This is a genomic window from Bradyrhizobium sp. SZCCHNR1043 (assembly GCF_032489675.1).
Taxonomy (GTDB): domain Bacteria; phylum Pseudomonadota; class Alphaproteobacteria; order Rhizobiales; family Xanthobacteraceae; genus Bradyrhizobium.
On the sequence record NZ_JAUEYN010000007.1, the window covers coordinates 220,850 to 247,489 of the forward strand.

Below are 26,640 nucleotides of genomic sequence, written 5' to 3' on the forward strand. Positions count from 1 at the left end.
CCTCGCCTCAGCTCTTGCGCTCGGCGACGAAGTGGGCGGCGGCGCGCAGCACGTCGCCCTTGGCGCCGAAGATCGACAGCGCGGCATCGCCGCGGGCGAGGAGGTCGCGGACGCGCTGCCTGGCGCCCTCGACGCCGAGCTGGGTGACGAAGGTGGTCTTGCCGAGCTCGGCGTCGGCGCCGGCCGGCTTGCCGAGCGTCGCGGCATCGCCCTCGACATCGAGCAGGTCGTCGGCGATCTGGAAGGCTTCGCCGAGCGCGCGGCCGTAATCGTCGAGCGCCTGGTACTCGGCTGCCGACGCCTGGCCGAGCAGGGCGCCGGCGATGCAGCCGAAGCGGAGCAGGGCGCCGGTCTTCATCTGCTGCACGCGAGCGACGTCGACCGGGTCGCGGTCGCCGAACCGGCCTTCGCCGGCCAGATCGAGGATCTGGCCGCCGGCCATGCCGCCGACACCGGCGCAGCGGGCCAGCGCCCGGGTCAGCGCCAGCCGGACGCCGGCATCGGGATGGATCTCGTCGCGGGTGATGATGTCGAAGGCGATGGTCAGCAACGCGTCGCCGGCCAGGATCGCGGTAGCGTCGTCATAGGCCTTGTGCAGGGTCGGACGTCCCCGGCGCAGGTCGGAATTGTCCATCGCCGGCAGATCGTCATGGATCAGGGAATAGCAGTGGATGCATTCGAGCGCCGCGCCCGCCATCAGCGCGCCGCGCCGGGGCACGCCGAACACGGCGGCGCTCTCGACCACCAGGAACGGGCGCAGCCGCTTGCCGCCGTTGAGGCTCGAATAGCGCATCGACTCGATCAGCCGCTTCGGCCTGATGATCTCGTCCGCCAGCGGCGCATCGCCGAGGAGCTCGCCGAGCAGGGCTTCGGTCTCTTCCGCGGTCTTGTCCAGGCGTTGGGTGAAGTCGGTGAGGGCCGTCGCAGTCATTTAACAAGAGCTCCAGGGGCAAAATTCGCCGGACAATCGTTGATGGCGGCGACTTCGTCAATTGCCGGGGCGGTGGCGGCTTTCGGCCGCAACTGCGGAAAAAAGCAGGAAACCTCATGGAGATGTCGGATAATCCCGGCCAATTGTCTGCCGCCGCGGCGGTCCAACCCGAGCGACGCCTGCCCTTGCGTACCGTCAGAACCATCCTCCTGATCGTCGTGCTGGTGCTGCTCGTGCCCTACGCGCTGACGCCGTTCTATGCCGTGGGTCACCCCGTCTCGACCCTGATGCTGTGGCGGTCGGTGACGGGGCAGCCGGTAACGCGGCACTGGATCGACCTCTCGGCGATGTCGCCGTATTTGCCCCGCTCGGTGGTGGCCGCGGAGGATGCCAAATTCTGCGGCCATCACGGCATCGACTGGGGGGCGCTGCGGGAGGTCATGGACGACGCCGAGGACGGCGAGGTCAGCCGCGGCGGCTCGACCATCACCCAGCAGGTTGCCAAGAACCTGTTCCTCTGGCAGGGCCGCAGCTATGTCCGCAAGGCGCTGGAACTGCCGCTGGCGCTATGGATCGATCTCGTGCTCAGCAAGCGGCGCATTCTAGAGATCTATCTCAACATCGCCGAGCTTGGCCCATCCGGCCAGTTCGGCGTCGAGGCGGGCGCAAATTACGCCTTCAACCGCTCCGCCGCGGGGCTCGGCCCGCGCGAGGCGGCCCTGATGGCCTCGATTCTGCCGAACCCCGTCCGGCGCAGTGCCCGGGCTCCAGGGCCGGGCGTGCGGCGGCTGTCGGCGACCTACATGGTGCGGGCCCAGGCCTCCAGCCTGCAGACCTGCTGGGGGGAGCGGCGTTGAGACCCGAGCGGGCGCAATTTTGGCCAAAAATGCCTCGGAGAGCCCTAGCCATGCCGCACCCCTTCCTCTATAAGCGCGGCCTTGATCGGCATCCGGGCTCGCCAGCTTCATGGCTGCAGCCGTCCCTTTGCGGACGATGCCTTCCGAAATACCCCTAGAGGATACCGATATGGCCGTCCCCAGAAGAAAAACTTCGCCGTCGCGCCGCGGCATGCGCCGCTCGGCTGACGCCATCAAGAAGCCGACCTATGTCGAGGACAAGGATTCCGGCGAGCTGCGTCGTCCACACCACCTGGACCTGAAGACCGGCATGTACAAGGGCCGCCAGGTTCTGAAGAAGAAAGACGCCTGATTGTCCGCGCGGGCCGCTTTCCAAGCTGCCCGAATTCGGCCATCGATGGGGTTGAAAGCGGTCCCGTGCGACGTGATTCGCCGGGACCGTTGCGTATCTGTGTCGCGTGATCCCGTCTCGCTGTCATCATCTTCGCACCGATTGATTTTGCGCCGGGCCGCCGCCCGCGCCATCCAAGGCTTCAACCGATGTCCATGGTCGGTTTCCCGCTGCTGCTGATCCCGCTGGCGATCTACAACATGATCGTCTTCCTGATGCCGGGGGTCGCCTTCAGCGAGACGCTGCTGCGCCTTCAGCTTCCGTCCGGCGAGGTCTGGACGATCTCGCTCGGCGACATGCTGCTGGCCCTGGGCGTGCTGCTGCTGCTGCTCGAAATCATCAAGGCGGCGAAGCCGAACGGGAAATATCTGACCGATCATCTGCTGTCGCTGCTGGTCTTCGGCGGCGCCGCGGCGGAATTCGTGATGTGGCAGAAGTTCGGGAATTCGACCTTTCTGCTGCTGACCCTGCTGGCGATGGTCGATTTCTTCGGCGGCATCTCGCTGCGCACCAAGCGCGCCGCCCGCGCCGTCGTAGCCGCGCCTGCTCCCGCGCCGGTTCCTGCCGACGTGCCCATCTCTGATCCCGAGCCCGAGCTGATCGAAGAATCGGCCAAAGAACCGGCCAGGGCGGAGCTTCAGCCGGCGGATGCCGCTGCCCCTCCTGCACCCGACGAGGAGTCCACCGATGCCGTGCCGGCAGCGGCCTCGGTCGCCGAATCGGTGCTGCTCGATCGCTCGGTGCCCCGACCGGCTGCTGCGGAGCCGAAAGGCGCCGCCCCGGAGTTGCAGGCCGAGGTGACCGGCCCGGGGGCCCAAGAGCCGCCAAAAACCGACACGCCAAAGGCCTGACGCGCAGGCGAGCCGCGCTCAGATCACCTGCCGGGTCCGGCCGACGGCCCGCGTCACCGGTTGAAGCCTCGCCGCATAGGCGTTGTGCACGTCTGCCGGCGCGGCACGCCTCAGCGTGCGGGTCTGTGGCAGGTGCTCGGCGGTCGCGATCAGATGGGTGACGAAGCTGGCGTCGGGGCGGGAGGCGCGGACCATGCGCGCGCGATGCTCGTCGCTGGTGCCGGCCGGCAGCAGCACGACCGAGCGCGACGTCTCCTCCGTTCGGTCCAGGCAGCCCTCGTCCTGATCAATCGTTAACATTGCCCAACCATTACCGGCGCGCGTGTCACGTTATGGGACGCCGGAGCCTTTCGCCATTCCAACTCGCAAAGCCAATGCCGTTCCAAGCGCGTCGAGCGCTGTACGTTCCAAAGATGGTTGACGCGTCTCGGACACGCGCCCGTCGCCTCGGCATGCTCTCCGTTAACCAGAGATGCGTAGTCTGATTCGCGAAGTCGGCCGCCGCCGCTCGCGCTGATACGCGTCGGCCGTTCCCAAATCAGCGCCGGTCTTGCCGGCCTGTGCCGAAACGAGGCGATCTTGACATCCGAATTGCCACAGACCGCGATGATCCTGGCGTCCCTGGGCCAAGCTGCCTTCGTCTGGGATCTGGCGAGCGACGTGATCGTCTGGAGCGATCACGTCGGGGCGGTGTTTGCCGACGTTCCGCTGCCGCAACTCTGCAACGGCGCCGAATTCAGCAAGCTCATCGAGCCGGACCGCAGCATCCGCTCCGAGATCATGCACCAGGCGGCGCCGCTGCATGGCGCCGCCGGCACGCCGTACCGGATCGAATATGGCGTGCGCACCCACGCGGGTGCGCCGCTGATCTGGGTCGAGGAGACCGGCTGCTGGTTCGCCGGCCCCGATGGGCGGCCATCGCGTGCCCAGGGCATCGTGCGGATCAACAACGAGCGCCACGCCCGCGAGGAGCAACTGCTCAAGCTGTCACGCCACGATCCGCTGACCGGCGAGCTGAACCGGACGCACCTGTTGGCGACGCTTGCCGAGGTGATCGAGGAGTCGCAGCGGTTCCGCTTCTCCTGCGCCTTCATGCTGGTCGGCATCGATCATCTCGCGCGCATCAACGACGCCTTCGGCTTCGACGTCGCCGACGGCGTCGTGCTGGAGATCGCCCAGCGCATCCGGGGCCGGCTCCGCGGCGGCGACACGCTCGGGCGGTTCTCGGGCAACAAGTTCGGGTTGATCCTGAAGAACTGTACGATGGACGACATGAACACCGCCGCCGAACGCTTCCTCGCGACGGTGCGCGACGAGGTGGTGCCGACCAAGTCTGGTCCGGTCGCCGTCACCGCGACGATCGGCGCAGTCAGCGTTCCCCGTCACGCCCGCTCGGTCGAGGAGGCGGTCAACCGCGCCCATGAGACGCTCGACGCCGCCAAGCGCCGCCGCATCGGATCGTTCTCGACCTGGCGGCCGAACGTGGAGCGCGACGCGCAGCGCAAGGTCAACATCCGCGTCACCGATGAGATCGTGACCGCGCTCAATGAGCGGCGCATCGTCACGGCGTTCGAGCCGGTGGTGAATGCCAACACGCTTGCGCCCGCCTTCTATGAATGCCTGGTGCGGATGCGCCAGGATGACGGTCGGGCCCTCCTGGCGCCGGACGTGGTGCCGGTCGCCGAACGTCTCGGCCTGATCCGCCTGGTCGATCACCGCATTCTGGAGCTGGTGGTGGCGGAGCTTGCGAGCACGCCCGACGTCACCCTGAGCCTCAACATCTCGCCTGAGACCACCATGGATCCGGACTGGTGGGCCTCGATCGAGTCCATGATGCGCGCCCATCCGGGGGTCGCCGAACGGCTGATCGTCGAGATCACCGAGACGGTCGAGATCCAGGACGTCGACGATCTCCGCGGCTTCGTGACGCGGCTGAAAGATCTCGGCAGCCGAATTGCCATCGATGACTTCGGCGCCGGACACACCTCGTTCCGCAATCTGCGCAAGCTCGGCGTCGACATCGTCAAGATCGACGGCGCCTTCGTGCAGAATCTCGTGCGCTCGGCTGATGACCGCGCCTTCGTGCAGACGCTGGTCGAGCTGGCGCGACGGCTGCAGATCAAGACGGTCGCGGAATGGGTGCAGGACGAGGCGTCGGTCGCGCTGCTGCGCGACTGGGGCTGCGACTACATCCAGGGACGGGTGATCGGCCTCGCCTCGGTCGATCGGCCGTGGATCGGTAATGGCACGGTCGAGTTGCCGGCGGCGAGCTGATCGGCCGCCGGCCTTCGGCGTCAGCCTTGCTGCTCGTCCTTCTTCGGCTCGGACATGCGGTCGAGCCGATCCTGCATTTCCTTCATCTGACGACGCAGCTCATCGATGTTGTCGTCGGCGGCCGGGGTCGGCTCGGCCGCCTTTTCCTCCCCGCGGGCCGGCGGCGCGAACGGCTTGAACATCGAGAAGGTCTGCTGGAACAGCTCCATGTTGCGGCGCACCTGCTCCTCGAGCGGCGCGAATGGCGTCCCGCTGAAGGTGTCAGCGATCTGCTTGCGGAACTTTTCCTGCTCTCTGGTCAGGGTATCGATCGACTGCTCAAGGTATTTCGGTACCACCATCTGCATGCTGTCGCCGTAGAAGCGGATGAGCTGGCGCAGGAACGTGGTCGGCAGCAGGTTCTGGCCGGCCTTGTTCTCCTGTTCAAAGATGATCTGGGCGAGTACGGAGCGTGTGATGTCGTCGCCGGTCTTGGCGTCGTAGACCAGGAAATCCTCCCCGTTCTTAACCATCGAGGCAAGATCTTCGAGGGTCACGTAGGTACTCGTCCCGGTATTGTAGAGCCGCCGGTTCGCGTATTTCTTGATTGTGGTGGGTTGGTCAGATTTCGCCATGAGCTCACACATGCAAACCGAGAACAGGGAACCCGGCGGCGTCGCCGCAGGGCGAAGAGCTACGCAATGCAATAACGTAATCACTTTCGGGCGAGTTCGGCTACGGTTTTGTGCGGAACGGTTAATCCCGCAGCAGAAATCTTGCTCACGAAACGGCCAAGCATCCCAATTTGAATGCGCTGCAACAGGAATTGCTGATGCCGCCAATTGACATGTCGCAACGACGTTAACAGGATGAAGCGCGAAGGTTTCGCACTCGCCAATCCGGGGCTTGCGGACGGCCGGCACGACCGTGAACTGAAAAGATCATTTTCATTTCAAATACCCTCAAGTTCTCAAGCCCTCGCTTTCACGTCCAAGATCAAGAACCCCAGGAGATGCCCATGTCAGACGATGTCGTCATCGTCAGTGCCGCCCGTACCCCGGTTGGAAGCTTCAACGGTGCCTTTGCCAGTGTTCCGGCCCATGAGCTGGGCGCTGTCGCAATCAAGGCCGCACTGGAACGCGCCGGTATCGAGCCGGGCCGTGTGTCCGAAGTCATTCTGGGGCAGATCCTGACCGCAGCTCAGGGCCAGAACCCGGCCCGTCAGGCCTCGATCGCCGCCGGCATTCCGGTGGAAAGCCCGGCCTGGGGCATCAACCAGCTGTGCGGCTCGGGCCTGCGCTCCGTCGCGCTGGGCTACCAGGCGCTCGTCAATGGCGACTCCGACATCGTGGTTGCCGGCGGCCAGGAGTCGATGAGCATGGCGGCGCATGCGCAATACCTGCGCGCCGGCGTGAAGATGGGCTCGCTCGATCTGGTCGACACGATGATCAAGGACGGTCTGTGGGATGCCTTCAACGGCTATCACATGGGCAACACCGCCGAGAACGTTGCGAAGCAATATCAGATCACCCGCGCGCAGCAGGACGAGTTCGCCGTTGCATCGCAGAACAAGGCCGAGGCCGCTCAGAAATCCGGCAGGTTCAAGGACGAGATCGCGCCCGTGACGGTCAAGAGCCGCAAGGGCGACACCGTGGTCGACGCCGACGAATACCCGCGTCATGGCGCGACGGTCGAGGCCATGGCCAAGCTGCGTGCGGCCTTCGAGAAGGACGGCACGGTCACCGCCGGCAACGCGTCGGGCATCAATGACGGCGCAGCGGCCGTGGTGCTGATGACCGCCAAGCAGGCAGCCAAGGAAGGCAAGACCCCGCTCGCCCGGATCGTGTCCTGGGGACAGGCCGGCGTCGACCCGAAGATCATGGGCACCGGCCCGATCCCGGCGTCGCGCACGGCGCTGAAGAAGGCCGGCTGGAATATCGCCGACCTCGACCTGATCGAAGCCAACGAGGCGTTCGCCGCGCAGGCCTGTGCCGTGAACAAGGACCTCGGCTGGGATCCGGCCAAGGTCAACGTCAACGGCGGTGCGATCGCGATCGGCCATCCAATCGGTGCATCCGGCGCGCGCGTGCTCGTGACCCTGCTGCATGAGATGCAGAAGCGCGACGCCAAGAAGGGCCTCGCGACGCTGTGCATCGGCGGTGGCATGGGCATCGCGCTGTGCGTCGCACGCGACTAAAAAGCCGGCACTGACTGCGAACCGTTCAGTCTTCGCAATCGCGTCCAGCTCAACTAAAGATCAACGCCCGGCGATCTCGCCGGGCGTTTTGTTCTTGATGTCCGTCAAACACGTCGCATAATCGACCACTAAAAAAATGGAGTTGAGCGAGCATCGATGGTCATGCGGCAAGTTGATCGTCGCACGACGTTTCATGATCCAATAACAACGGTATGCACGGTGGCAGCCAGAGGTTGTCCTGTGCGATCAGTCATCGAGGGAAGGATTCGACATGGCACGTGTGGCGTTGGTGACCGGGGGGACGCGCGGTATCGGAGCGGCGATCAGCAAGGCGCTGAAGGCGGCGGGATACAAGGTCGCGGCGAATTACGGCGGCAACGATGCCGCTGCGGAGAAGTTCAAGAGCGAGACCGAGATCCCCGTCTACAAATGGGACGTCAGCTCGTTCGAGGCCTGCGGCGAAGGCATCAAGAAGGTCGAAGCCGATCTCGGTCCCATCGACGTGCTGATCAACAATGCCGGCATCACCCGTGACACGGCCTTCCACAAAATGACGCTCGAGCAGTGGAGCGCCGTCATCAACACCAATCTCGGCTCGCTGTTCAACATGACCCGCCCGGTCATCGAGGGCATGCGCGCGCGCAAGTTCGGCCGCATCATCAACATCTCCTCGATCAACGGCCAGAAGGGCCAGTTTGGCCAAGTCAACTACTCCGCGGCGAAGGCCGGCGACATCGGCTTCACCAAGGCGCTCGCGCTGGAGACGGCCAAGGCCGGCATTACCGTCAACGTGATCTGCCCGGGCTACATCAACACCGAGATGGTGCAGGCGGTGCCGAAGGATGTGCTCGAGAAAGCCATTCTGCCGCTGATTCCGGTGGGGCGCCTCGGCGAGCCCGAGGAGATCGCGCGCGCCGTGGTGTTCCTCGCGGCGGATGAGGCGGGAGCCATCACCGGCTCGACGCTGTCGGTCAATGGCGGCCAGTACATGGTGTGATCCGCGCCGGCGGCGTTGCCTCCGGCCGCCTTCTGCGGTTAAGGAAATCGAACGCCCGCGCTCGCCGCGGGCATTCACGTCTTGGACGCTTCCCGCACGGACGAAGGCGTGGTGGCCGGCATGAGCCGGCCGTGACGGAGCCTGCCGCCTGATGTCCCAGCGAACTGCGACCCTGATCGGTCTGACCGCGATCCTGATGTGGTCGCTGCTCGCCTTGTTGACGGTGGCGACGGGTACGATCCCCGCCTTCCAGCTTGCGGCAATGACCTTTGCTGTCGGCGGCGCGGTCGGCCTGCTCAGTGTGTTGCGTCGACCGGATGGGCTGCAGGTGTTGCGGCAGCCGGCGAGGGCGTGGGCCGTGGGCGTCGGCGGCCTGTTCGGCTATCACGCGCTGTATTTCCTGGCGCTGCGCTTCGCGCCGCCGGCGGAAGCCGGGCTGCTGAACTATCTCTGGCCGCTGCTGATCGTGCTGTTCTCGGCCTTCCTGCCTGGCGAGCGCCTGGCGGTCCATCACGTCATCGGCGCCGCGATCGGTCTCGTCGGAACCGCGCTGCTGTTGCTCGGCAACGGTGCGAGCTTCGCTGCGAGCCAGTTGCCGGGGCTTGCGGCCGCCTTCGTCGCGGCGTTCGTGTGGGCGATCTATTCGGTGCTCTCGCGTCGTCTGAAGGCGGTGCCGACCGATGCGGTCGCCGGCTTCTGCCTGGCGACGTCCGCGCTGGCGGCCCTGGTCCATGTTGCGGTCGAGCGAACGGTCTGGCCCGACAGCCCGACGCAGTGGCTCGCTGTTGCCGGTCTCGGCATCGGCCCGGTGGGTGCTGCGTTCTACGCCTGGGACATCGGCATGAAGCGGGGCGACATTCGGGTGCTCGGTGCGGCGTCCTATGCGACGCCGCTGCTGTCGACGGCGTTCCTGATCGTTGCCGGCTACGCGCGGCCGAGCGCGACCATCGCCGTGGCGGCGCTGCTGATCGCCGGCGGCGGTCTGGTCGCGGCCAAGGACATGTTCCTTCTGCGCAAGCGCTGACCGCGTCAGGTTGAGCGAAAGCCAGGCGGTGCCCGCTCGCATGCGGACTTCGGTACGGCGGCCCGAATCCGCCGGTTATCCTTGATGCGCACTTAACCGTGCGCAAAACCAGCGCGCCGGCCGGTAGCTCACAACCGCCGATTACGGTTTGGCGCGGTCTGCACCTAACCCGCCCTTTACCCGTCCCGCGCGATAGTTCGCGGCAAATGGTGCTGACAACGGGGCGGCGATGCCGGACGTGAGACGTTACATGGCCCGCGCGGGGGAGTTGTTTCGCGTCCCCGCCGACAATCCCGAGCTGACGCGCGCGCAGTTCCAGGCGTTCTCGAAGCAGGTGCCGCTGCTCTATTTCATTCTCATCACCAACAGCCTGGCGCTCGCCTACACCTTCCTGCCGCTGGCGCCGACGTGGCTCACGATTTCGGTGCCGGCCCTGCTATCGACGATTACCGGCGCGCGGATGCTGTGGTGGCTGCGGCAGGGCGAGGCCGCCAGCAACGACGCCGAGGTGCTGCGCAACCTGCGCGTCACCAACCGGATCGCCGGCCCGATCGGGGCGCTGTTCGTCGTCTGGTCATTCGCGTTGTTTCCCTATGGCGATCCGTTCGCCAAGGGGCAGGTCGCGTTCTACATGGCGGTCACGGTCATCGGCATCATCTTCTGCCTGATGCATTTGCGCTCCGCGGCGCTGATCGTGACCCTCGTGGTCATCGTCCCCTACGTCATCTTCTTCATGTCCACGGGCGTTCACGCGCTGCGTGCGATCGCGGTCAATCAGTTGCTCGTGTCCGGCGCCATGGTCACGGTGCTGTTCATCTACTATCGGGATTTCGCCGCGCTCGTCGCCAGCCGCAAATCGCTGCTCGCAGAGCAGGCCGCGACGCAAGCGCTGTCGGATGAAAACTTCCGCCTCGCCAATCTGGACGCGCTGACCGATCTGCCCAATCGCCGCCGCTTCTTCTCGGAGCTCACGCAGGCATTCGCCGAGGCCGAGCGGGACGGCACGCGGCTCGCCGTCGGCATCATCGATCTCGACGGCTTCAAGCCGATCAACGACACCTATGGACATACGGTCGGTGACCGCGTGCTGATGGAGGCCGCGCGCCGCGTCCGCGACGCCTGTGCCGGCCATGGCGGCCAGGTCCATCTCGCCCGGCTCGGCGGCGACGAGTTCGGACTGGTGGTCGCCGGCAACCCCACGGACGACGATCTGCTCAACCTCGGACGGCAGATCACCGAGCTGATCAAGCTGCCCTATCAGTTCGACACGACGCATACTGGCCTGTCGTGCTCGACCGGCTTTGCGCTATATCCGCGCTCGGCCATGGCCGCGGATGCGCTGTACGAATGCGCCGACTATGCGCTCTACCACGCCAAGCGCCGCGCCCGCGGCCAGGCCATCATCTTCTCGACCGAGCTCGAGGCGGAGATCCGCAGCCGCAGCGTGATCGAGCACCTGTTGCGCACGGCCGATTTCGAAGCCGAGATGGATCTGGCGTTTCAGCCGATCATGGACGCGACGAATTCGCGCACCACCGGATTCGAGGTGCTGGCGCGCTGGCACAGCCCCAAACTGGGCACGGTGTCGCCCGCAAGCTTCATCCCGGCGGCCGAGCGGATCGGCGTCATCCGCAGCCTGACGCGCTGTCTGCTGGTCAAGGCGCTCGCGGCGGCGCGGACCTGGCCGGACGACATTCGCGTGTCGTTCAATCTCTCCGCGCACGACATCTGTTCGCCGGACGGTGTTCTTCCGCTGCTGGCGGTCATTCATGCCAGCGGCGTTCCGCCGCGCCGAATCGAGTTCGAGATCACGGAGACCGCCGTCACCTTTGATTTCGCCCGCGCCGAGCAGTCGATCGCGGCGCTGAAGGCGATCGGTTGCGGTATCTCGCTGGACGATTTCGGCACCGGCTACTCGTCGCTCAGCCACGTTCACCGGCTGCCGCTCGACAAGCTCAAGGTTGACCGCAGTTTCGTGAGCGACGTCAATGCCAACCCGATCAGCCACAAGATTATCAAGTCGCTGACCGGCCTCTGCGCCGACATGGAAATCTCGTGTGTGGTCGAAGGTGTCGAGACCAAGGAGCAGCTCGACAGCCTCCGGCGTTTGGGCGCGGACTACATCCAGGGCTACTACTTCGCGAAGCCGATGCCGGCCGACGCGATTTCCGGCTTCCTCGCCCAGGAGCGCCAGCGCTTCGCCGAGCCCGCCGCGAAGGTCGCGGGCGCGAGCGCCTGACTCAGACCTCCGGCTCCCAGCCGGGCGGCGCGAGTTCGAATCCTTCGAACATGAAGCCCGGCGCCACCGTGCAGCCCACCAGCGTCCAATCGCCGGTGCTCTCGGCGGCTTGCCAGGCATGGGCAGGGACGATCGCCTGCGGTTGCTGGCCGGCTGCGAGGTCGATCCCCAGCGTCGTCATTTGCGACGCCTGGCCTTCGGCGGCGATCCGCAAGGTCAGCGGTGCCCCGGCATAGAAATGCCAGGTCTCGACCGCGTCGACCCGGTGCCAATGCGAACGCTCGCCGCGGGCGAGCAGGAAATAGATCAGGGTCGACGCGGCGCGGCCGGAGGCGTCCACGGCCGGATCGCGGAAGGTCTCGCGAAAATGTCCGCCCTCCGGATGCGGCTGCAGACCAAGGCGCGCGATGATGTCGGCAGCCGAGAGCGTGGTCATCGTCGTCCTCAGCCTTACGACTTGTTCTTGCGCTCACGCAGCTCGCCGAACACCTGCTCGGCGCTGGCGCCCTTCATGCGCAGCCGCAAAGCGACGGCCGGATCGTCGGCGCGCAGGAACACGTTGGCGGTCTTCTCGTCGCCGAGCAGCGACGGAATGGTCGGCCGGTTGGCGGCACGCAGCCGCGTGACCTCCTCGGCGCGGGTCTTCAGCGCCTCATTGTCTCCGTCGACGGTGAGCGCGAATTTGACGTTCGAGGCTGTGTATTCGTGGCCGCAATAGAGCCGGAAGTCGTCCGGCAGCGCGCGCAGCTTGAGAAGCGAGTCCCACATCATCGGATAGGTGCCTTCGAACACGCGGCCGCAGCCGACCGAGAACAGCGTGTCGGCCGCAAACAACGCCTTGTCGGCGTCGAACACGTAGGAGACGTGGTCGAGCGTATGGCCGGGCGTTTCCAGCACGCGCGCGAGCAGCTCGCCGATCTTCACGACATCGCCATGGGCGACGCGCAGGTCGACGTTGGCGATCGCCGTCGTCTTGTCGTGCGGCGCGACCACCCGGCAGCCATATTTCTGTTTGAGCTCGGCGACGCCGCCGACGTGGTCGTGATGGTGATGCGTGATCAGGATGTCGGTGAGCGTCCAGCCTTCGGCGTCCAATTGCCGGACGATCGGTCCGGCCTCGGGGGCGTCGATCGAGGCAGTCGCGCCGGTCGCGGGGTCATGGATCAGATAGCCGAAATTGTCGGACAGGCAGGTGAAGACGCGGATGTCGGCGGCCATGATGTCTCCGTCGGCGGGACCGGGCGAGGCACGATGGTAGCGCTCGCGATGCCAGAAGGTCGTGGAAGCGGAGCCCGGGCGCAGCGCTGCGGGGCGCCTCCGATGTCCCGGGCAGAGATATGGCGTTAACGCTGGAGGCGCAACGCAATATTCGGCGCGTGGCAGCGCGCGCCCGCATGATACATTGACGTCATGGACGTGATCGATCTGCGGAATTTCTATTCGGGTCGCCTCGGGATCGTCGCGCGGCTCTTGATCAACCGCGGCATCCGCGCGCGCTGGCCGAACGCGGCCGGGCAGCGGGTGCTCGGCATCGGCTATCCCACGCCCTATCTCGGCTTGTTCCGCGAGGATTCCGAACGCTGCATCGCCTTTATGCCGGCGGCGCAGGGGGTGCTGAAATGGCCGACGGCGCGGCCGACCCTGGCCTCGCTGGTGGACGAGTTCTCGCTGCCGCTGCCCGATGCGGCGGTCGACCGCATCCTGATCGTGCATGCGCTGGAGATGTCGGACGACCCGGCCGGGCTGCTGCGGGAGATGTGGCGGGTGCTGGCGCCGGCGGGACGCATGATCATCGTGATCCCGAACCGGCGCGGCGTCTGGACGCGGACCGACAACACGCCATTCGGCCATGGCCGGCCCTATTCCCGCTCGCAGATCACGCAGTTGCTGCGGCAGACCTGGTTCACGCCGACCGGCTGGGGCGAGGCGCTGTTCATGCCCCCGGTCGGTGGCTGGTTCCTGAAATCGGCGATGGCCTGGGAGCGCGTCGGCGCTGCGCTGTCGCTGCCGTTCGCCGGTGTCCACATCGTCGAGGCGACCAAGCAGGTCTACCGGGTGATCCCGGCGCGCCGCGAGCGCATCCGGCTGATCCCACGACTCGAACCCGTGCTGGCGCCGTCACCGTCGGCCCCAGGATCCGGTGGCTCCGGCCGCCGCGAGGTCGGTCTGCCGTCGCGTGACGGATGACACCGGGTCGCTCCCTGCGTGCCTCTCAGCGCAAAGAAAAACGGGTGGGCTCAGGGCCCACCCGTTTCGTCATGACGGAGCGAAATCGCTATTCGCCCGGATTGAGGTCCTCGCTCGGCGCCGGCGCAGCAGCGGCTGCTTCACCGCGCGGACCATGCGGACGCCGGCGGCGGCGCGGATAGCGCTCGGCAGCGCCCTCGAAGGCGGCCGGGGCATTGGCGATCTGCGGCTGCGGGCCGGTGATGAAGGACGGCAACCGATCGACCCCGCTGTCGGCGATGACGGGCTGGGGTTGCGGCTGGGGCTGGTACTGGACGGGCTGCGGACGCTCGCGGTGCTCGCGCGGCTCCCGCTCACGATGCTCACGCGGTTCACGGTGCTCCCGCGGCTCGCGGTGTTCGCGCGGCTCGCGATGCTCGCGCGGCTGCTGCTCGCGCTGATAGGGCTGGTTGTCGCCGCGCTCGCGCTGGCCGCCTTCGCGATCGCGCATGAAGGGTTGGGGTTGAGGCTGCGGCTGGGCCGGAACGAAGCCGGGCTCCTGGCCGAAATGCGAGAAGCTCTCGCCTTCATCATCGAGGTCGTCGACGGTCAGGTCATCGGCGTTGCGCGGTTGCTGCTGCGGCTGGTTCTGGCGGAACTGCTCCTGCGCGGCGGCAATCAGGCGGAAATAGTGCTCGGCGTGCTGGTAGTAGTTCTCGGCGGCAACGGGGTCACCCGAGGAGCGGGCGTCGCGGGCAAGCTGGACATATTTCTCGGCGACATGAGAGGCGGTACCGCGGATCTTGATGTCCGGTCCATTGGACTCGAACACCCTGGTCAGCGGATTCTGGCCGCGCCGGTTATTGTTGTTGTTACCGCCGCTGTTCCGGTTGCGCATCCGCTTGTTGTTCTGACCGTTTCTCATGTCCTGCCTTTATTCCAACCCTGCGTTAGGAGCACCGATTGCTGAGCACTGATAGTGAGCACTGATTGTTATCGGAATACCGAAAGCGTATTGAAATACCTTCGCCGGGCTCGGACGCCTCGTGCGCGGTCCAAATGGCCATCCGCCCCATGCCGGTTCCGACATGCCGGTTCGACCCATGCCGATGTGATCGACAGCCGATTCTCTCGACAAAAGCGCGTTCAAAACGCGTTCCCCACCCGCCAGCCCCCTGGGACCAGCGAACCACGTCATTCAGCCAGCCACGGCGAGATGCGCCACGACCGACCCAGTTTGCTTAGCGTAAGACCTCAAGTGCAAAGTCAGGCTTTCGTTCGCTTTGCAGTCGCGGGCTGCGCAGCCATCCGGCTCTCGCGCTCAGCAGATCTGCGTTCTGGAACCTATCGCCCGGCGCGGCTCTCTGGCATCTGACTGCTGCGGTGTTCCGTGAATACCGCTCGTCGTGGCCTGCGCCGGTGCTATGGGTGGAACGTAGTCGCTCCCGGGGGATATTCCAAGAGCTTTTTCTCTATCCCCCGACCTTTACCGGAGCTTTTTTAGGCCCATGACGGTTCGGGGAATACCGGCCAGATCGGCCCGGATCGTCGAGGAATCGGCCGTCAGGCCAGCCCTCACCATCAATGCAGCGACGTCGTCACTCTGGCCAAGCCCGACCTCCACGATGACAGCGCCGCCGGGCTGAAGCAGGGCCGCTGCCTGCGGGATCAGCGCGCGGTAGGCGTCGAGCCCGTCCTTGCCCCCGTCCAGTGCGCGTAGCGGATCATGAGCGCGCACCTCGGCGTCGAGCGCGCCGATCTCGGACGACGGGATGTAGGGCGGGTTCGACACGATCAGGTCGAAACCTACAGCCAGCGCTGCGGCGTAGGAGCAGGCAACGAAGCCAGCGCGGTCGGCCAATCCGAGCGCGCGCGCATTGTCCCGCGCGGTCGTCAGCGCGGCCAAGCTGATGTCGGTGCCCAGTCCAAAGGCCCACGGCAGCTCGGACAGCAGCGCCAGCAGGATCGCGCCGGAGCCCGTGCCGAGATCGGCGATGCGCAAGCGACGCTTCAGGTCGCCGCCGGCCGCGAGATGTTCCAGTGCCAGCTCGACCACGGTCTCAGTGTCCGGTCGCGGCACCAGCGTATCGGCCGACAATCGCAGGTCCAGGCCCCAGAACTCTTTGGTGCCGAGGATGCGGGCGACCGGTTCGCCGGCCAGCCGGCGCTGCATCAGCGTTTCCAGGCGCTGCGCGTCGTCATGGGAGAGCTGTCGTCTCCCGTGCATCACGAGCCCGGTGAGGTCGAGCTGCAGCGCATGGCCGATCAGCAGCCGCGCATCGAGCTCGGGCGAGTCGAGGCCCGCATCTGCAAAGCGTGCGGCCAGGGCACGGCGGGCGGCATCGATGGTCACGCCGGCGATGAGGCCGGTCATCGCGCAAGCTCCCTCCACGCGTCATCCCCGCGAACGCGGGGATCCATACGCCGTGCCGTTGCGGGACGGGCGGTCGGAGTTGCCTTCTGTGACAGCCACGAAGGCCGGTGGCTATGGGTCCCGGCGTTCGCCGGGACGACACCGTTTGTGTCGGGGCAGCGTCGCATCGCCTCCTGCAATGCGCCGGTGCGCATCACGCCGCCGCACCTTGCGCGGCGAGCTGGGCTGCCTGGTGCTCGGTCGTCAGCGCGTCGATCAGTTCGCTCAGCGCTTCGCCCGCGATCACCTGCGGCAGCTTGTAGAGCGTCAGGTTGATGCGGTGGTCGGTGACGCGCCCTTGCGGGAAATTATAGGTACGGATGCGCTCGGAGCGGTCGCCGGAGCCGACCTTCTCCTTGCGCTCGGCCGAGCGCGCCGCGTCGACCTTCTGCCGCTCGGCGTCGTAGATGCGCGAGCGCAGGATGTTCATCGCCGAGGCGCGGTTCTTGTGCTGCGAGCGGCTGTCCTGCATCATCACGACGATCCCGGTCGGGATGTGGGTGATGCGGATCGCCGATTCCGTCTTGTTGACGTGCTGGCCGCCGGCGCCTTGGGCGCGCATGGTCTCGATGCGCAGGTCGTCCGGCTTGATGTCGACATCGACCTCCTCGACCTCCGGCAGCACGGCAACCGTGGCGGCCGAGGTGTGGATGCGCCCCTGGGTCTCGGTATCGGGCACGCGCTGCACGCGGTGCACCCCGGATTCGAATTTCAGCTTGGCGAAGGCGCCGCGGCCCTGCACCTCGGCGATGATTTCCTTGTAGCCGCCGACGGTGCCTTCGGAGGCCGAGATCACCTCGACCTTCCAGCCCTGCAGGGCGGCGAAGCGCTCATACATCCGGAACAGGTCGCCGGCGAACAACGAGGCCTCGTCGCCGCCGGTGCCGGCGCGGATTTCGAGCACGACGTTGCGGTCGTCCATCGCATCCTTCGGCAGCAGCGCGACGCGGATCTGCTGCTCCAGCTCGCCGCGGCGCGCGATCAGCTCGTCGCGCTCGGCCTCGGCCATCGCGCGCATCTCGGCGTCGGTCGCGGGATCGGCGATGAGCGCCTCCGTCTCGGCGAGCTCCTTGACGCCGGCGCGATACGCCTTCACCGCGTCGATCAGCGGATTGAGCTCGGCGAGCTCACGGGTGATCTGCACGTAGCGGTCGGAATTGACCTGGCCTAGCAGCTCCGCCTCGAGCGAGGCGTGATGCGCGAGCAGGACATCCAGTTTGGCTTCGGGAAGCGACGACATGATGCAATCTGATCTAGGAGCAAACGATACGAACGGAAGACGCTTGGCGCGACGGGCCCGCTACAGCGCGAGGCCTTCGCTCTCGGCGAACTCGGTCAGCTTCTGCCGCATCGAGAAGCTGCCGGCCGGTGCGGCCAGCCATTCGGCCATCTTCGTCGCCGCCTTGCCGGCGTCGAGTTCGAGGATCATCGCCTTCACGGGGCCGTGCGCGGTGGCCGACAGCGACAGCGAGCGGTAGCCGAGCGAGATCAGCGCCAGCGCGCCGATCGGCTTGGAGGCCATCTCGCCGCACAGCGACACCGACCGCTTGGCCGCCTTGGCCTTGTGCACGATCTGCTGCAACGCCCGCAGGATCGGCGTCGACAGCGTGTCGAAGCGCTCGGAGACCTTGGCATTGCCGCGATCGACCGCGAACAGGAACTGGAACAGGTCGTTCGAGCCGACCGAGATGAAATCGACCTTCGAAAGCAGCTCGTCGAGCTGATACAGCAGCGCCGGGACCTCGAGCATGGTGCCGACGTCGACGCGCTCCGGCAGCGTGTGACCGTGCTGGCGCAAGTAAGTCAGCTCGCGCTCGACGATCGCCTTGGCCGTGTCGAACTCGGCGACTTCCGAGATCATCGGGAACATGATGCGCAGCGAGCGGCCGCCGCCGGCGCGCAGCAGCGCCCGGATCTGGCCGCGCAGCAGGCCCGGACGGTCGAGGCCGAGGCGGATCGCGCGCCAGCCGAGCGCCGGATTCTCCTCGATCACGGTCTCCATGTAGGGCAGCGCCTTGTCGCCGCCGATGTCCAAAGTGCGGAACGTGACGGGCTTGTGGCCGGCGGCGTCGAGAACCGTGCGATACAGCGCCAGCTGGTCGCTCGAGCGCGGCAGGCTGGCGGACACCATGAATTGCAGCTCGGTGCGGAACAGGCCGATGCCGGCGCTGCCGGTGTCCTCGATATGCGGCAGGTCGATGACCAGGCCCGCATTGATCATCAGCTCGATCGGCTGGCCGTCCTTGGTCACGCAGGGCTTGTTGCGCAGCTCGCCATATTGCGCCTGGCGGCGAGCGCGGAAGCGCACCCGCTCGGCATAGGCGGACTCGATCTCGGACGACGGCCGAACGTAGATCGAGCCCGACGTGCCATCGACGATGATGGCGTCGCCGGGATCGGCGATGCCCGGCGCGTTCGGCACCTCGCCGACGGCGGGAATGCCGAGCGCACGCGCCACGATCGCGACATGCGAGTTGGCAGTGCCTTCCTCGAGCACGAGGCCGCGCAGCCGCTTGCGGTCGTAGTCGAGCAGCGCCGCCGGGCCCATTGCGCGCGCGATCAGGATGGCATTGTCGGGCAGGTGCTCGCGCCGGGGCGCGTGGTCCTGGCCCACCAGTTGGCGCAGCAGCCGGTAGCCGAGGTCCTCGAGATCGTGCAGCCGCTCGCGCAAATACGGATCGGTGGAGCGCAGCATGCGGGCGCGGGTGTCGGACTGCACGCGCTCGACGGCGGCTTCCGCCGTGAGGCCGGTCGCGACCGCCTCGTGCAGCTTGTGCGACCAGCCCTGGTCGTTGGCGAACATGCGATAGGCTTCGAGCACCTCGCGGTGCTCGCCGCCATCGGCGACGTCACCGCGCTCCAGCATGCGGTCGAGGTCGGCCCGCAGCTTGAGCAGCGCGGCGTCGAGCCGCTTGATCTCCTTGGGCAGGTCCTCGGCGATGTAGTTGTTGATGACGACGCGCGGCTCGTGCAGCACGACGTGGCCGAGCGCGATGCCATCGGACAGCACGGTGCCGGTCTTGTGGATCGAGTGCCGCGCCGCCGGCTCGGCGCCGGGCTGGGCGAGCGCTGCGAGCTCGCCGGAGGCGATCATCTCGGCGAGCACCATCGCGGTGGTCTGCAGCGCCTCGACCTCTTCCTCGACATAGGTGCGCTTGGCGCGGTTCTGCACCACCAGCACGCCGAGCGTGTTGCCGGCGCGCAGGATCGGCACGCCAAGGAAGGAGTGGTAGATCTCTTCGCCGGTTTCCGGCCGATACGAGAAGGCGGGGTGGCTCTGCGCGTCGTTCAGATTGAGCGGCGTCGCCTCGCTCGCGACGAGGCCGACGAGGCCCTCATGCGCGCTCAGCACGGTCATGTGAACGGCGTCGCGGTTCAGACCTTCGGTGGCGTAGAGCTCGAGCGTGTTGTCGACGCGAAGCACATAGACCGAGCAGACCTCCGCGACCATGTTGGCCGCGATCAGCACCACGATCTTGTCGAGTCGCTCCTGTGCCGAGACCTGCTCCGCCATGGTCTCGCGAAGCCGTCTGAGCAGGACGCGGGGGCCTCCCGACGCGCTTCGCATGTGGCACAATCCCCCTTCCTGGGGCCAGCCCGGCACGCGGCCGGATCTGGCGCTAAACTCGCGGCATCGAACAGCTTTCTCGATTCGGCACTATCGCACGCTCAGAGTGCCGGCCCGAACCAGAACAACCATCACTGGAGCACAGTTTGCGGCTGCCATCCTGCGATGGCGTATAGCGAATTAGGGCTTGTTTTGCCAAGCAAAACGCCTGCCACCGCGGGCGGCGTCAACGGCTTTCGAACGACCTCCGGCCCGTCCCGCTGTCACATAACGGGACAGGTGTGGTCGCGGAGGAGGATTTTCTAGGCCTGGTCCAGTCCGTAGAGCGTGTGCAGCGTGCGGACGGCGAGCTCGGTATAGGCGGCGTCGATCAGCACCGAGAACTTGATCTCGGAGGTCGTGATCGCGCGAATGTTGATGTTGCGGGCGGCGAGCGCGGCAAATCCCTTGGCGGCGACGCCGGCATGGCTGCGCATGCCCGAGCCGATCACCGAGACCTTGGCGACGTCGGTTGCGGTATCCAAGCGCTGGTAGCCGATCTTGTCCTTGGCCGCGGTGATGGTCTCGCGCGCCCGGTTGTAGTCGGTCGCCGGCACCGTGAAGGTCAGATCGGTGGTCTTGCCATCTTCCGAGACGTTCTGGACGATCATGTCGACATTGATGTTGGCATCAGCCAGCGGTCCGAAGATCGACGCGGCAACGCCCGGCTTGTCCTCGATCTGGCGCACCGAGATCTGGGCCTCGTCCTTGGAGAAGGCGATGCCGGTCACGACGTGATTTTCCATGATTTGTTCCTCGCTGCAGATCAGCGTCCCCGGCGGCTGGTTGGCGTGCGGGTCGATATCCTCGGGCTTGTCGAATGAGGAGCGGACGAAGATCGGCATGTTGTGCACCATGCCCAGTTCCACCGAGCGGACCTGCAGCACCTTGGCGCCCTGGGACGCCAGCTCCAGCATGTCCTCGAAGGCGATCTTGTCGAGCCGCTTGGCCTTCGGCACCACCCGCGGGTCGGTGGTGTAGACGCCGTCGACGTCGGTATAGATGTCGCAGCGGTCGGCCTTGATGGCGGCCGCGATCGCCACCGCCGAAGTGTCCGAGCCGCCGCGGCCGAGCGTGGTGATTCGCCCGGTTTCGGCGTTGATGCCCTGGAAGCCGGCGATGACCGCAACTTCCTTGCGGTCGCGGAAGCGCTGGATCAGCTCGGAGCCGTCGATATCGACGATCCGCGCCGAGGCATGGGCGTCGCTGGTCTTGATCGGGATCTGCCAGCCCTGCCACGAGCGGGCCTGGATGCCCATGCTCTGCAGCACGATCGCCAGCAGGCCGGACGTGACCTGCTCGCCCGAGGCCACCACGGCGTCGTATTCGCGCGCATCATGCATCGGCGACGCCTCGGTGCACCAGGCGACCAGCTCGTTGGTCTTGCCCGACATCGCCGAGACGACCACGGCAACCTCATGACCGGCATCGACCTCGCGTTTGACGTGGCGCGCGACGTTGCGGATGCGGTCGATGTTGGCGACGGATGTGCCGCCGAATTTCAGCACGAGGCGACCCATGACGACGCGCTCATTCCCATCAGGAGGATAAGTTGACCGGCTGAGCGCGAAACCGGAGGCGCGCCAGCCGAAACGCGCGTATACATAGCGCCGCGGCTGGGGGCAAGACGGTTCCTTGTGGTGACAGGGTCAGGTTGGTGACAGGGTCAGGTGAGAGGCTTGGAATGGCGCGTTACATCGACGAAATCCTGCAACCCGGCGAGAAGGTGCTGTATTCGACCAACGCGCATTGGATGTTCTACCTGCCCGCGATCGGGGCCTGGATCGTCGTGTTTGGATTGCTCGTCCTCTCCCGCATGACCGTGAACGACAGTCTGGTCATGCTGTGCCTGGCCACCGCCGCCGTCATCGCCATTGTCGCCCTGTATTGGACGGTCCGGGCCTGGTTCCATCGCCTCACCACGGAGACGGACGTCACCAATCGTCGCGTCGTCCATAAAACCGGTTTCATCAAGCGCCGTACCTTCGAGATGGCCCTCGACAAGGTCGAGAGCGTCGACGTCAACCAGACCATCATGGGACGGGTTCTCAATTACGGCGACGTCACCATCTTGGGGGTGGGCGAGGGCAAGGAAACCATTTCGACCATCGCGGAGCCGCTGGCGTTCCGGAACGCCATCACGGCGCGTTAGCCCGGTACGGCGCCGCAGCTTCGATCATTGAGTATTCAGCGATGACAATGCCTCAGGATTCCCGCAGCACTTCTGTTCCCTCCAGCTCGACCGTCGATCCGGCCGAGATCGCGAAGTTCTCGAAACTGTCCGAGACCTGGTGGGACCCCAAGGGCAAGATGGCGCCCCTGCACAAGATCAACCCGCTGCGCCTGACCTACATCCGCGATGCCGCCTGCCGGAAATTCGAGCGCAACGCCAAGAGCCTGAACTGCCTCTCGGGACTGCGCATGCTCGACATCGGCTGCGGCGCGGGATTGCTGTGCGAGCCGTTCACGCGGCTGGGCGCGCAGGTCGTCGGCGTCGATCCCTCGGCCAGCAACATTGCCGCTGCCAGGCTGCACGCGGAAAAGGGCCATCTGTCGATCGACTACCGCTGCACCACGATCGAGGAGATGGATCCGCGCGAGCGCTTCGACATCGTGCTGGCGATGGAGGTCGTCGAGCACGTCACCGATGTCGGTGCCTTCCTCGGCCGCTGTGCCGCCGTGCTGAAGCCGGGCGGCATGATGGTGGTCTCGACGCTGAACCGCAACTGGAAGAGCTTTGCGCTCGCCATCGTCGGTGCCGAATATGTGCTGCGCTGGCTGCCGCGCGGCACGCATGAGTGGAGCAAGTTCGTCACGCCGGACGAGCTGACGAAATACCTGCTCGACAATCGTCTGGTCATCACCGAGCAGAGCGGCGTGGTCTACAGCCCCTTCGCCGACCGCTGGAGTCTGTCGACCGACATGGACGTGAACTACATGATGGTTGCCGAGCAGATGGTGTGATGGAAACACTGGTGTGAGGCACGCAAGTTGCCGCATAGATGGTGTCGTCCCTGCGAACGCAGGGACCCATAACCACAGGGATTGGTTTGTGGCACCCTAGGAGATCAGGTCGCTGAGATCGCGCCATTCGAGATTGTCGCGCTCGATCAGCTCGATCTTCCAGTCGCGCTTCCAGCGCTTGAGCTGCTTTTCGCGGGTGATTGCTTCCTCGGCGACAGCGTATGTTTCCACGTAGACCAGCCGAAACACGCCGTACTTCTTGACGAAATCCGAGCCTTCGCCATCGCGATGCTGCCCAATCCGTTTTTGTATCGAGTTGGTAACACCGATATACAGGGTGCCGTGACGGCCGCTGGCGAGAATGTAGACGTAATACATCGCCGCACCATCGTGTGGAGACATCGTCTGAACCAATTGAAGCCAGTGGTTATGGGTCCCTGCGTTCGCAGGGACGACACTGGTCGTGCGGCACGAGCGTACCATAAACCTCGGACAAGTGCGCGTCGTCCCGCCGCTGACTTGCAATCCTGACATGCGACCGAATCGTCGCCTGTCCTGTTGACCCGGCGCCCCGCGCTCGTCACGGTGCCGGCCTCACCGTCGCACAGTGCCGCGCATGCTCTCCATCGCCTCGCTCTGGATTCCCTTCACGCTGGTGGCTGCGGCCGGTCAGGTCGCACGCAATGCGATGCAGCGGTCGCTGACGGCGAAGCTCGGCACCTGGGGCGCGACCAACATCCGCTTCCTGTTCGGCTTCCCGTTCTCGCTGGTGTTCCTGACCGCGGTGCTGCTGGCCACCGGCGACCACCTGCCGTGGCCGCCTTCTGTGTTCTGGCCGTGGCTGCTGCTCGGCGCGCTCAGCCAGATCATCGCCACCGGGCTGATGCTGCTGGCGATGACCGACCGCTCCTTCGTCGTCACCACGGCCTATCTGAAGACCGAAGCGATCCAGACCGCGATCTTCGGCTTCATCTTCCTCGGCGATCCGCTCTTGGTGCCGAAGGTAATCGCGATCCTGATCGCCACCATCGGCGTCGTCGTCACGGCGCTTCGGCCCGGTGGCGACAAGAGCTTTGCGGAGTTGAAGCCGACCGTGACCGGCCTCGTTGCGGCGGCGGCGTTCGCCCTGTCGGCGGTCGGCTTCCGCGGCGCCATCATCGCCGTCGACGGCGTCTCCTTCGTGACCGCCGCATCGTACACGCTGGTCTGGGGCCTGTTCGTGCAAACCGCGATCCTGACCGTCTACCTGCTGGCGCGCGCGCCGGACATCCTGCGCGGAATCCTGTCGCTGTGGCGGCCGTCGATGATGGCCGGCTTCGTCGGCGCCTTCGCGTCGCAATTCTGGTTCCTGGCTTTCGCGCTGACGGCGGCCGCCAACGTCCGCACGCTGGCGCTGATCGAGGTGCTGTTCGCGCAGGGCGTGTCGTACTACTCGTTCAAGCAGCCGGTTTCGCTGCGCGAGATCTGTGGCATCGTGCTGATCGTTGCCGGGGTAGCGCTGCTGATCGCGGCGTAGTCAGCCCTTGATCGCGATCAGCACGGCGCCGGCCGCGATCAGGGCGATGCCGATCCAGCCCTGCAGGCTCGGTCGTTCGCCGAGAAACACGACGCCGAACAAGGCGACCAGCACGACGCTGAGCTTGTCGATCGGAGCGACCAGCGTCGCGGGGCCGAGCTTCAGGGCACGGAAATAGCACAACCACGAGGCGCCGGTGCCGAGCGCCGACAGCGTCAGGAAGATCCAGCTCTTCATCGAGATCGGGCCGGGGCTCGTCAGTTGGCCCGTCGCGAACAGGATCAGGGCCAGCGTCACCAGCACGATCGCGGTGCGGATCAGCGTGGCGAGATCGGAGTTGAGACCTTCGACGCCGACCTTGGCGAAGATGGCGGTGAGGGCCGCAAATAGCGCCGACAGCAGAGCCCAGAGCTGCCAGGAGGAGGAGAGGGGGGGACATGTCGTCACACCGGCGAAAGAGAGAGTGCAGGCCGAGATCTCTCCCCCGTCATTGCGAGCGAAGCGAAGCAATCCAGAATCTGTCCTCGACTCCTGGATTGCTTCGCTTCGCTCGCAATGACGAAGAGGCCTTCTCGATTGCTCAATTCCGGTCGTCCGGCAGCACCGGGATCGGGGCGACCTCGATGCCTTCCTCGATCAGTTCGCGGGCCTCGTCGAGCGAGGCCTCGCCATAGATCGGCCGGTGCTCGGTCTCGCCGTAATGCATCTTGCGCGCTTCCGTCGGGAAACGCTCGCCGACGTCGTCGGCGTTCTTGACGATGTGGTCGCGCAGCTCCTTGAGCTTGGCGCGCAGCTCGCGCTCCTGCGCCATCATCAGCGCGGTCGATCCCGGCGGAATCACTTCCTGCGCTGGCGGCGGTGAGGCCGGCACCGGCACTGGCACGGCCTCGCGGCCCTTCTTGCTGACGATGCGCGGCGCCATGATCGCCTTCTCGACCTTGGTCGAGCCGCAGGTCGGGCATTCCACCAGCTTGCGCTTCACCTGCGAATCGTAGGTCGAGGAGCTCTGGAACCAGCTTTCGAACGTGTGGTCACGCTCGCAGCGCAGCGCATAGCGGATCATGCCGAGCCCCGCACCAGGTGCAGATAGTCCGGACCCGCGTTGGGGTCGGCGATGCCGAACCGGCGGCCGTGCTGCAGCGAAGGAATGGTCTGGCGCACGCTCTCGACCCGCGACGGATCGATGCGCGCCACGATCACGCCGGGCTCGACGCCGCCCTCGGCGAGAATCTCGCCCCATGGATCGATGATCAGCGAGTGGCCGAAGGTCTCGCGCTTGTTCTCGTGCAGGCCGCACTGGGCGGCGGCGAACACGAAGCAACCCGTCTCGATGGCGCGGGCGCGCAGCAAGGTGTGCCAATGCGCCTCGCCGGTCTTGCGCGTGAAGGCGGAGGGCACGCTGATGAACGAGGCGCCGCTCTCGGCCAGCGCACGATACAGCGCCGGGAAGCGCACGTCGTAGCAGATCGTCAGCCCCAGACGACCCCAGGGCAGATCCGAGATCACCGCCGTCTCGCCCGGCTGATAATTGGCCGACTCGCGATAGCTCTCACCGCCCGGCAGGTCGATGTCGAACATGTGGATCTTGTCGTAGCTCGCCAGCACGTTGCCCTCGGGGCCGATCAGGAACGAGCGGTTCACGGCCTTGTCTGCCGAGAAGCGCAGCGCCAGCGATCCGATGTGCAGATGGATGCTCAGCTCCTTGGCGAGCGCCTGATAGGTTTTGAGAGAGGGATCGTCCGCCTCGCTCTTGAGCTGCTCGAACAGCGCCGTCCGGTTGAGCTGCATCATGTTGCTCACTTCCGGCGTCTGGACGTACTCCGCGCCCTGCGCGACCGCTTCCCGGATCAGCCTGGTGCCCTGCTCGAGGCTCGGCTCGGGCAGGAGCGAGGTGCGCATCTGCACCATGGCGGCGGTAAAGCTGCGGTCGTTGCTCATGATGTCGCCTTGTCTCCCGCCAGCATGGCGTCGAGTCTGCCCTCGCGATCGAGCGCATAGAGATCGTCGCAGCCGCCGACATGGGTGTGGCCAATGAAGATCTGCGGAAAGGTCGAGCCCGGGCCGACACGATCATACATCTTCTGCCGGATCGTCGGATCCTTGCCCGCGTCATGCTCGGTGAAGGGGACGTTCTTGCGGCTCAGAAGCGATTTGGCGGCCGTGCAGTAGCCGCACCCCGGACGGGTATAGATTTCGATCGCAGCGGTCATGTCGCGCTCAGCTGTTACGGAACG

Annotated in this window: 27 protein-coding genes; 12 read left to right on the forward strand and 15 right to left on the reverse strand. The window is 66.0% G+C overall.

What is annotated here, in order from left to right; genetic code table 11:
- Positions 1 to 7 precede the first annotated feature (7 nt).
- A complete protein-coding gene (locus QX039_RS14385; RefSeq protein ID WP_315735280.1) occupies positions 8 to 931 on the reverse strand; it encodes a farnesyl diphosphate synthase in 924 nt (307 codons plus the stop codon).
- 185 nt (positions 932 to 1,116) lie between these two features.
- Between QX039_RS14385 and QX039_RS14390 the strand changes: the two genes are divergently transcribed.
- The 3 genes from QX039_RS14390 (at position 1,117) to QX039_RS14400 (ending at position 3,030) form a co-directional block, all read left to right on the forward strand.
- Complete coding sequence (locus tag QX039_RS14390; protein ID WP_315735744.1) at positions 1,117 to 1,788, forward strand: biosynthetic peptidoglycan transglycosylase; 672 nt, start codon at positions 1,117 to 1,119, stop codon at positions 1,786 to 1,788.
- Positions 1,789 to 1,957: 169 nt separating this feature from the next.
- Positions 1,958 to 2,140 (forward strand): 50S ribosomal protein L32, encoded by a 183-nt coding sequence (rpmF, locus tag QX039_RS14395; RefSeq protein ID WP_006610266.1) that lies wholly within the window; start codon positions 1,958 to 1,960, stop codon positions 2,138 to 2,140.
- Positions 2,141 to 2,328: 188 nt separating this feature from the next.
- Entirely contained in the window at positions 2,329 to 3,030 is a 702-nt protein-coding gene (locus QX039_RS14400) for a hypothetical protein (protein ID WP_315735278.1), read from the forward strand.
- 18 nt (positions 3,031 to 3,048) lie between these two features.
- Here the strand turns inward: QX039_RS14400 and QX039_RS14405 are convergent, their stop codons facing one another.
- Complete coding sequence (locus QX039_RS14405; protein ID WP_315735276.1) at positions 3,049 to 3,330, reverse strand: hypothetical protein; 282 nt, start codon at positions 3,328 to 3,330, stop codon at positions 3,049 to 3,051.
- A gap of 306 nt (positions 3,331 to 3,636) precedes the next feature.
- Here QX039_RS14405 and QX039_RS14410 point away from each other — a divergent pair, with 306 nt between their 5' ends.
- Positions 3,637 to 5,304: a bifunctional diguanylate cyclase/phosphodiesterase gene (locus QX039_RS14410; protein ID WP_315735742.1), complete on the forward strand. Its 1,668-nt coding sequence runs from the start codon at positions 3,637 to 3,639 to the stop codon at positions 5,302 to 5,304.
- 20 nt (positions 5,305 to 5,324) lie between these two features.
- Here the strand turns inward: QX039_RS14410 and phaR are convergent, their stop codons facing one another.
- Positions 5,325 to 5,918 (reverse strand): polyhydroxyalkanoate synthesis repressor PhaR, encoded by a 594-nt coding sequence (phaR, locus tag QX039_RS14415; RefSeq protein ID WP_315735740.1) that lies wholly within the window; start codon positions 5,916 to 5,918, stop codon positions 5,325 to 5,327.
- A 383-nt stretch (positions 5,919 to 6,301) separates the two neighbouring features.
- Between phaR and QX039_RS14420 the strand changes: the two genes are divergently transcribed.
- From QX039_RS14420 to QX039_RS14435, 4 genes are all read left to right on the forward strand, one after another.
- Positions 6,302 to 7,480 carry an acetyl-CoA C-acetyltransferase gene (locus tag QX039_RS14420; protein WP_315735274.1) on the forward strand — a complete coding sequence of 393 codons (1,179 nt, stop codon included), beginning with the start codon at positions 6,302 to 6,304 and terminating at the stop codon, positions 7,478 to 7,480.
- A gap of 271 nt (positions 7,481 to 7,751) precedes the next feature.
- Complete coding sequence (locus QX039_RS14425; RefSeq protein WP_315715178.1) at positions 7,752 to 8,477, forward strand: beta-ketoacyl-ACP reductase; 726 nt, start codon at positions 7,752 to 7,754, stop codon at positions 8,475 to 8,477.
- 151 nt (positions 8,478 to 8,628) lie between these two features.
- On the forward strand, positions 8,629 to 9,501 hold the full coding sequence (locus tag QX039_RS14430) for a DMT family transporter (RefSeq protein WP_315735272.1): 873 nt from the start codon (positions 8,629 to 8,631) through the stop codon (positions 9,499 to 9,501).
- Positions 9,502 to 9,730: 229 nt separating this feature from the next.
- Positions 9,731 to 11,740, forward strand: a complete 2,010-nt coding sequence (locus QX039_RS14435) for a putative bifunctional diguanylate cyclase/phosphodiesterase (protein WP_315735270.1) — start codon at positions 9,731 to 9,733, stop codon at positions 11,738 to 11,740.
- Between the two features lies 1 nt (position 11,741).
- Here QX039_RS14435 and QX039_RS14440 read toward each other — a convergent pair whose 3' ends face one another.
- Complete coding sequence (locus QX039_RS14440) at positions 11,742 to 12,176, reverse strand: cupin domain-containing protein (protein WP_315735268.1); 435 nt, start codon at positions 12,174 to 12,176, stop codon at positions 11,742 to 11,744.
- Positions 12,177 to 12,190: 14 nt separating this feature from the next.
- Positions 12,191 to 12,958, reverse strand: a complete 768-nt coding sequence (gene gloB, locus QX039_RS14445) for a hydroxyacylglutathione hydrolase (RefSeq protein ID WP_315735266.1) — start codon at positions 12,956 to 12,958, stop codon at positions 12,191 to 12,193.
- Positions 12,959 to 13,150: 192 nt separating this feature from the next.
- On the opposite strand from gloB, the gene QX039_RS14450 reads away from it, so the two are divergent.
- Positions 13,151 to 13,927, forward strand: coding sequence for a class I SAM-dependent methyltransferase (locus QX039_RS14450; protein ID WP_315735264.1), 777 nt, complete (start codon positions 13,151 to 13,153; stop codon positions 13,925 to 13,927).
- An 88-nt stretch (positions 13,928 to 14,015) separates the two neighbouring features.
- Here the strand turns inward: QX039_RS14450 and QX039_RS14455 are convergent, their stop codons facing one another.
- The 5 genes from QX039_RS14455 to QX039_RS14475 form a co-directional block, all read right to left on the reverse strand.
- Positions 14,016 to 14,831 carry a DUF4167 domain-containing protein gene (locus tag QX039_RS14455; RefSeq protein WP_315735262.1) on the reverse strand — a complete coding sequence of 272 codons (816 nt, stop codon included), beginning with the start codon at positions 14,829 to 14,831 and terminating at the stop codon, positions 14,016 to 14,018.
- Between the two features lie 561 nt (positions 14,832 to 15,392).
- Positions 15,393 to 16,280: a peptide chain release factor N(5)-glutamine methyltransferase gene (prmC, locus tag QX039_RS14460; protein ID WP_315735260.1), complete on the reverse strand. Its 888-nt coding sequence runs from the start codon at positions 16,278 to 16,280 to the stop codon at positions 15,393 to 15,395.
- Between the two features lie 193 nt (positions 16,281 to 16,473).
- Entirely contained in the window at positions 16,474 to 17,559 is a 1,086-nt protein-coding gene (gene prfA / locus QX039_RS14465; protein ID WP_315735257.1) for a peptide chain release factor 1, read from the reverse strand.
- Positions 17,560 to 17,619: 60 nt separating this feature from the next.
- A complete protein-coding gene (ptsP, locus tag QX039_RS14470) occupies positions 17,620 to 19,887 on the reverse strand; it encodes a phosphoenolpyruvate--protein phosphotransferase (RefSeq protein ID WP_315735256.1) in 2,268 nt (755 codons plus the stop codon).
- A 302-nt stretch (positions 19,888 to 20,189) separates the two neighbouring features.
- A complete protein-coding gene (locus QX039_RS14475; protein WP_315735254.1) occupies positions 20,190 to 21,446 on the reverse strand; it encodes an aspartate kinase in 1,257 nt (418 codons plus the stop codon).
- A 164-nt stretch (positions 21,447 to 21,610) separates the two neighbouring features.
- Here QX039_RS14475 and QX039_RS14480 point away from each other — a divergent pair, with 164 nt between their 5' ends.
- Positions 21,611 to 22,078, forward strand: a complete 468-nt coding sequence (locus QX039_RS14480) for a PH domain-containing protein (RefSeq protein ID WP_315735252.1) — start codon at positions 21,611 to 21,613, stop codon at positions 22,076 to 22,078.
- A 47-nt stretch (positions 22,079 to 22,125) separates the two neighbouring features.
- Positions 22,126 to 22,890 (forward strand): bifunctional 2-polyprenyl-6-hydroxyphenol methylase/3-demethylubiquinol 3-O-methyltransferase UbiG, encoded by a 765-nt coding sequence (ubiG, locus tag QX039_RS14485; protein WP_409998076.1) that lies wholly within the window; start codon positions 22,126 to 22,128, stop codon positions 22,888 to 22,890.
- 96 nt (positions 22,891 to 22,986) lie between these two features.
- Here ubiG and QX039_RS14490 read toward each other — a convergent pair whose 3' ends face one another.
- Positions 22,987 to 23,268: a GIY-YIG nuclease family protein gene (locus QX039_RS14490; protein ID WP_315773218.1), complete on the reverse strand. Its 282-nt coding sequence runs from the start codon at positions 23,266 to 23,268 to the stop codon at positions 22,987 to 22,989.
- 238 nt (positions 23,269 to 23,506) lie between these two features.
- On the opposite strand from QX039_RS14490, the gene QX039_RS14495 reads away from it, so the two are divergent.
- A complete protein-coding gene (locus tag QX039_RS14495) occupies positions 23,507 to 24,406 on the forward strand; it encodes an EamA family transporter (RefSeq protein ID WP_315773178.1) in 900 nt (299 codons plus the stop codon).
- On the opposite strand, the gene QX039_RS14500 is transcribed toward QX039_RS14495, so the two are convergent.
- The 4 genes from QX039_RS14500 to grxC all read right to left on the reverse strand — a co-directional run bounded on the left by QX039_RS14500 (position 24,407) and on the right by grxC (position 26,616).
- The gene (locus tag QX039_RS14500) at positions 24,407 to 24,853 is read right to left on the reverse strand and encodes an EamA family transporter (RefSeq protein ID WP_315773220.1); all 447 of its coding nucleotides are present in this window, start codon (positions 24,851 to 24,853) and stop codon (positions 24,407 to 24,409) included.
- A 133-nt stretch (positions 24,854 to 24,986) separates the two neighbouring features.
- Complete coding sequence (locus QX039_RS14505; protein ID WP_315773180.1) at positions 24,987 to 25,469, reverse strand: DUF1178 family protein; 483 nt, start codon at positions 25,467 to 25,469, stop codon at positions 24,987 to 24,989.
- Positions 25,466 to 26,344, reverse strand: a complete 879-nt coding sequence (locus QX039_RS14510; protein WP_315773181.1) for a carbon-nitrogen hydrolase family protein — start codon at positions 26,342 to 26,344, stop codon at positions 25,466 to 25,468. Before QX039_RS14510 ends, QX039_RS14505 begins: the two co-directional genes overlap by 4 nt.
- Positions 26,341 to 26,616: a glutaredoxin 3 gene (gene grxC / locus QX039_RS14515; protein ID WP_315751938.1), complete on the reverse strand. Its 276-nt coding sequence runs from the start codon at positions 26,614 to 26,616 to the stop codon at positions 26,341 to 26,343. Before grxC ends, QX039_RS14510 begins: the two co-directional genes overlap by 4 nt.
- Positions 26,617 to 26,640 lie beyond the last annotated feature (24 nt).